This is a genomic window from Pseudoalteromonas sp. (genome assembly GCF_041613455.1).
Taxonomy (GTDB): domain Bacteria; phylum Pseudomonadota; class Gammaproteobacteria; order Enterobacterales; family Alteromonadaceae; genus Pseudoalteromonas.
This window is the reverse complement of sequence record NZ_JBFJHD010000177.1, coordinates 1-6,322: the sequence shown is the minus strand read 5'-3', so window position 1 is coordinate 6,322 and position 6,322 is coordinate 1. Positions and strand designations below refer to the sequence as shown.

Below are 6,322 nucleotides of genomic sequence, written 5' to 3'. Positions count from 1 at the left end.
ATGCTGAAGTTTGAACATACCGCCATTGATAACTATTTAGATGGGGTGATCTCTACGCATGAGTATGGAGTAAGTAAAGAGCAACAAAGCTTGTGGCATAAGGTGCAAGGGGATTTAGGCTTTGATAAGCGTCGGACGTTATTTGTCGATGATAGCGTGCCAGTGCTTAATGCCGCGCGTAAATTCGGTATTGAACATTTACTTGCGGTTGCCAACCCTGACAGCCAACAACCGCATAATGAAATAGCCGATTACCTAAATGTAACCGACTACCGCACCATTATTTAGTTTTTTGGATAGCGCTGTGCTAAGCCTTGGTATACTAATTTTGCAAAATCAGCATGTTCGGTATCTAGGCTTTTAACCACGTCCACTAAGTGTTCGTTATCTTCTTGCCCGTGCCACACTTTTATATAGCTACCGTCTTTATAACCATGATCCTGACGGAAAAAATTCAGCGTATTTTTACCCACATAGCCACGGTATAAATCGTCAATATCCATGCCTATTTGTGCCATACAACCTGCAAATGCGGCCGCATTAAAGCTTTTATTAGCCACAGCTGACGCGGCGAGCATTTCAAGAGTTTGCTTAAAGTCTTCGCCTTGCTGCGGTTGGCTTAACTCATTTTCAAGTTGCTTAGCGATATCTTGGTAACTAGTTACCCCATCAATTTTCAGTGACAAACCAAAATGAAAAATATCCACTAATTCTAAAATAACTTGTTCGGTATCTGGCGTTTGTTTTTTCCACCACTTCCAACCGTAATGATCTAGCATTTCGGCACACTCAACCCAAATCGCTCTATACCACTCGAACCCTTGGCTAAACCATTGCTCATGTACTTTAGTATTCATAGCGTTTTGCATTTCTAGCATCACTACTAGTTTATTTAAATTGGCAGACATATTAATTCCTGTCGTTTTTAGTTGGGGTAATAATACAGAGATTGTATCGGGATTTACAATTTACTTTGCGCCGCTGAACTCTTGCCACGAGTTGATTAAATCAACAAAATCTTCAAAACCACACCCACTGCTCAAGCCATTTTCTTCTAGCATTAAGAAGTCGTCTTGATACGCAACTAAGTCTTCACTGTCTTGATGTAAAGCATGCGCTTCAAATAGCGCCTCGTCTTTAGTTAACAGTAAATCAATTTCTTGGCCTTGCAGTTTCAGTGGCTCAAAGCTTGAACTTACTGATGCAATAAGCGCTTGCACCATGGCCACCTTGTCTTTACCTATTTCTTCGTTTAGCCAGCGGCCAATTAAGGCATGCTCGCTGGTTATTTTAATGCGTAACCCACTAATAGGATCGCGAATAAATTGATATTCCATACGTCTCGCTTGCAAATCGTTAATCGCACAATTATATACCCAAATAAGCACAGCGCCTAAAAGCAAAATAGCGCCATGCAGCGCTATTTGATTAATATTTTACTCGTGCGTCACGACCGATAGCGTGCTGCGTCAATAATGGCCCAAATATAGACTATGCCCGCGATGATCCCTGGCACAATTAAAAACCATAATGCTGCGCCACCAAAAAATAAAATGGCGAATATTAGCGCCGCGAGAATACGCCCTTGCACTAGCTGCCCCAATCCTGGGAAAAATATATTACATAACGCGGCGATTACATTACCGCCTGAGCCTTGTCCTGACATACTAACCTCTATTATTGATTTAATTTTATGCTATTACCTAATATAACTACTTACACACTTTATGCCAATATAATAAATTATTAAAAATCAATTGGTTGAAATTAAACAACTGCAGTGCATTAGTGAAAAACACTAAAACAAGGTCAAATTGCTTATTTTTATTATTGCTTTTAATTACTTACCAAACTCGTTTTGACATTGATTATAGTAATAGCTGGTTATAAAAACAGTATTTTATTTAGCCTAACAAAAACACCTGTTATACTGCTGGCATTATTGACTGAAAAGGCGTAACGATGGACGTTTCACAATTACTCGATGGCTTAAATGACAAACAACGCGATGCCGTTGCAGCTCCCCTGCAAAATATGCTGGTATTAGCTGGCGCGGGATCTGGTAAAACACGAGTGTTGGTTCATCGGATTGCTTGGTTAATGCAAGTTGAGCAAGCCTCTGCGTATAGTATTTTTGCGGTAACTTTTACTAATAAAGCCGCCAAAGAGATGCGTACGCGAGTAGAAGAAACCTTAAAAGCACCGGTTGGTGGTATGTGGATAGGTACCTTCCATGGCTTATCACATCGCATTTTACGTGCCCATCACCGCGAAGCAAATTTACCCGAAGCGTTTCAAATTTTAGACTCAGATGATCAGCTACGAATGATCAAACGTTTGTTAAAGTCGATGAATATCGACGATAAAAAATGGCCCGCTAAGCAATTTGGTTGGTATATAAGCGCTAAAAAAGACGAAGCACTGCGCCCTAAAGATATACAAGCTTACGATATTAACGAGCAAATGATGCTGCGCGTTTACGCCGCCTATCAAGAAGCTTGCGATAGAGCGGGCTTAGTCGATTTTGCCGAAATACTGCTACGCAGCTACGAAGTGTTAAAAAATAACCCAACATTATTACGTCACTATCAGCAACGTTTTGCGCATATGTTAGTAGACGAGTTCCAAGATACCAATACCATTCAATACGCTTGGTTAAAGTTACTCGCTGGCGATACGCAAAGTATTATGATTGTCGGCGATGATGACCAAAGTATTTACGGCTGGCGTGGCGCTAAAATAGAAAACATCAAACGCTTTTTAAGCGATTTTGATGCCGAGACCATTCGCCTTGAGCAGAACTACCGTTCCACCGCTACGATTCTAAAAGCGTCAAATGCGCTGATCCAAAATAACTCCGAGCGAATGGGGAAAAGTTTATGGACCGAAGGTAACGACGGTGAGCCCATTTCTATCTATGCGGCATTTAACGAGTTAGACGAAGCACGCTTTGTAAGTAGTAAACTGCGCAGCTGGCTTAATGCAGGCAATGCATTACAAGACGCGGCCATTTTATATCGCAGTAATGCCCAGTCACGAGTACTTGAAGAAGCCATGCTGCAAGAAGGGCTAAAATACCGCATTTATGGCGGCATGCGCTTCTTTGAACGCCAAGAAATTAAAGATGCCCTGTCGTATTTACGCCTCATTGGTAACCGCCAAGATGACGCAGCCTTTGAGCGGGTTATTAACACCCCAGCACGCGGTATTGGCGATAAAACGCTGAGCCATATACGCGACTGTGCGCGCGCAGAATCGTTACCTTTGTGGTACGCGGCAAAAGCCATTGTTGAACAACAGCATTTATCTGGTCGCGCTGCAGGCGCTGTCACTAAGTTTGTTGAGCTAGTAGAGCACATAGAAGATAAAATTAGCGACTTAACCCTGCATGAGCAAGCAAAATACACCATTCAAACCTCAGGTTTAATGGCAATGTACCAAGCTGAAAAAGGCGAAAAAGGCCGCGCTCGCGTAGAAAACTTAGAAGAACTCATAAGCGCCTGCGATCAATACGAACTACCCGAAGACGAAGAATACAGCTCGCCATTACAAGGCTTTTTAGCGCACACCTCACTTGAGTCGGGTGAAGGCCAAGCCGATGAACACGAAGACGCCGTACAAATGATGACGCTGCATTCTGCCAAAGGCCTAGAGTTTCCATTAGTGTTTATGGTCGGTGTTGAAGAGGGCATGTTCCCATCACAGCAAAGTAATGAAGAATCAGGGCGTTTAGAAGAAGAACGCCGCCTTTGTTATGTAGGCATGACACGTGCTATGGACAAACTGTATATTAGTCACGCCGAGAGCCGTCGCTTATATGGGCAAGAAAAATACCATAGCCCATCGCGCTTTTTACGCGAAATACCCCAAGACTGCGTTGAAGAAATTCGTATTAAAACCCAAGTTTCTCGCCCACCGGCCGCCGGACGCTTCAGCGCAGCGGTAACCCATGCCGCATTTGAAGACAGTGGCTTTAACTTAGGTCAGCGGGTACTGCATGCTAAATTTGGTGTGGGCACGGTACTTAATTACGAAGGCAGCGGTGCACAATCGCGTGTGCAAGTTAACTTTGATGACCTAGGTAGCAAATGGTTAGTAACAGCGTATGCACGACTTCAAGCGATATAAAAAGCAGCTCATACAACTAGAGCAACAACTCGCTGGCGCGCATCACCGCCAGCTAGTACTTATTACGGGTAGTGCTACTTGGTGCTATGCGCTGACAAACTCACTAGCGCAAAACAGCAATACGCTTACTCTATCTAAACATTGTGCACTTAAAAATGCTCAATGGCCTGCACACATTCACCAAATATTAGGGCAAGAATTTGCTCATGCCATTTACGATGGCTTTAGTGGCTTATACCCCGATAAGTTAGCCGCACTGGCCGGCACAGTGAAAGCGGGCGGCGTATTATGTGTATTACTCCCTGAGCTGAGCACCCTAAGTAGCTGGCAAGATCCCGCGCTAAAAAGTGTCCAGTCTCATGGCCACAGCAAGCAATATAGTTTATTCAATCAGCGTTTCAGCGCTATTATTAAACGCTTACCGGCCTTGCATTACAGTGAACAGTTCGGCTGTATCGCTAATAATTATAACAATGCGCTGCACACTAGTATTGACTTTGCACCACAGCAAGATTGCGTAGCACAAATAGTAAAAGTAGCGCATGGACGCGCCAATAGACCACTACTGATAAATGCAGATAGAGGCCGGGGGAAGTCAGCCGCATTAGGCTTAGCAGCCGCAAACTTGGCAGATAAAAAAATAATTATTTGCGCCACTCAATTTAGAGCAACGCACAGCAGCTTTAAACACTTAGCTGCACAGCTCAATGTTAATTACGACGCATCACAAAAACAACTTGCGAATATGCACTATATTGCTCCAGACGCACTGTTAAATGAGCTCCCTCAATGTGATGTACTCTTCGTAGATGAAGCTGCTGCTATTCCAGTGCCTATGTTATTAAGCATGTTAGCGCATTATCCTCGCATTGTGTTTGCAAGCACCTTAGTCGGGTATGAGGGCAATGGTAGAGGCTATACAATTCGCTTTAGCCACTATATTAAAAGTAACTACAAAGCGGCTAAAATCATCACGCTTGATGAGCCTTTACGCTTTGCTAAGCACGATCCTCTAGAGCAGCATATTCGCAGTTTATTCGCACTTGATGCACAGTATCATGAAACTAATAGCAATAAATTGCAGACTCCTAAGCATAGTGAAATAACGCAACAACAACTCGTAGCCGATGCAGCGCTATTAAGCCAAGTTGTTGCTTTACTTGCACTTGCCCATTATCAAAGTAGTGTAAATGATTTACGCCAGTTGTTAGATGCACCCTCGCAGCGCATATTTATAAGCAAAATAGGCAAGCAATTAGTAGGGGTATGCTTAATCGCGATAGAAGGTGGAATAACTGCAGAACTTGCTCAGCAAGTGATCAAAAGTGAGCGCCGCCCACAAGGGCATTTAATGGCGCAAACACTTGCACAACTGAGCTTTAACAGCGATTTTTTAACCCACTTCAGTGCGCGAGTTGTGCGTATTGCCATAGATCCAAGCTCACATAATTGTGGTCTAGGCAAAGCATTACTGAGTTATAGCGAGTCACAACTAAAAGATCAATGTACTTGGTTTGGTGCAAGTTTTGGTGCCACTGCACACTTGCTCAACTTTTGGCAGAGCCTAGGCTTTCAAGCGGTTAAGTTAGGTTACCAGCGTGACAAGAGCACTGCTGAGCACGCAACACTCGTTGTTAAGCCACTTAATGCACCACAGCAAAGCATACAACCGCTGATTAAGCAGTTTCAACACGCGCTGTTTTATGGTCTATTAAGCCACTTTAAGTCACTAGAATGGCAGCTGGTTAGCAGATTATTGCACGCATTCAATAATGAGGAAATATCACCTGATATATTATGGTTATTTAAACAACAACTGAGCAGTAGCCGTTTTACTATTGCTCCCACGCTGTGGCGTTTAATTAACCAAACCCCCACCGTAATAACTAAGTTAGCACCCAATCAGCAGCAACTTTTAATTCAAACAGTTTTACAGCAACATACTGATGAGCAACTTATTAAAAACTTAAGCCTCAGCGGCAAAAAGCAATTAGAACAGCAGTTCAAAAGCGCAACAAACACACTCGCAAAGCAACTTTCCGTATAACGCTTTTTTACTCTACTGTGGTAACAAAGCCCGACTCAGTGAATCGGGCTTTGTCGTATTTTGAAGCCTGGTAATGGCGTGCTGCCACAGCGGTGGAGAGCCACAGTGCAAATGCAATACTATCAATAAGGAGTCACAGTACACTAT

6 protein-coding genes are annotated in these 6,322 nt (G+C 43.2%); 3 read left to right on the top strand and 3 right to left on the bottom strand.

From position 1 onward, the window contains the following. Positions 1-288 (top strand): HAD-IA family hydrolase (locus ABYB02_RS13400; RefSeq protein WP_372762937.1); only part of this gene is annotated, 288 nt, incomplete at its 5' end. On the opposite strand, the gene ABYB02_RS13395 is transcribed toward ABYB02_RS13400, so the two are convergent. The 3 genes from ABYB02_RS13395 to ABYB02_RS13385 form a co-directional block, all read right to left on the bottom strand. After that, positions 285-908: a dUTP diphosphatase gene (locus ABYB02_RS13395; protein ID WP_372762936.1), complete on the bottom strand. Its 624-nt coding sequence runs from the start codon at positions 906-908 to the stop codon at positions 285-287. The two genes, ABYB02_RS13400 and ABYB02_RS13395, sit on opposite strands and share 4 nt — an antisense overlap. A gap of 60 nt (positions 909-968) precedes the next feature. Next, the gene (locus ABYB02_RS13390) at positions 969-1,337 is read right to left on the bottom strand and encodes a YacL family protein (RefSeq protein WP_372762935.1); all 369 of its coding nucleotides are present in this window, start codon (positions 1,335-1,337) and stop codon (positions 969-971) included. 110 nt (positions 1,338-1,447) lie between these two features. Next, a complete protein-coding gene (locus tag ABYB02_RS13385; protein WP_372762934.1) occupies positions 1,448-1,666 on the bottom strand; it encodes a hypothetical protein in 219 nt (72 codons plus the stop codon). 296 nt (positions 1,667-1,962) lie between these two features. Here ABYB02_RS13385 and uvrD point away from each other — a divergent pair, with 296 nt between their 5' ends. Further along, entirely contained in the window at positions 1,963-4,128 is a 2,166-nt protein-coding gene (gene uvrD, locus ABYB02_RS13380; protein WP_372762933.1) for a DNA helicase II, read from the top strand. After that, positions 4,106-6,175, top strand: a complete 2,070-nt coding sequence (locus tag ABYB02_RS13375; RefSeq protein WP_372762932.1) for a GNAT family N-acetyltransferase — start codon at positions 4,106-4,108, stop codon at positions 6,173-6,175. Before uvrD ends, ABYB02_RS13375 begins: the two co-directional genes overlap by 23 nt. The last annotated feature ends 147 nt before the right edge of the window (positions 6,176-6,322 follow it).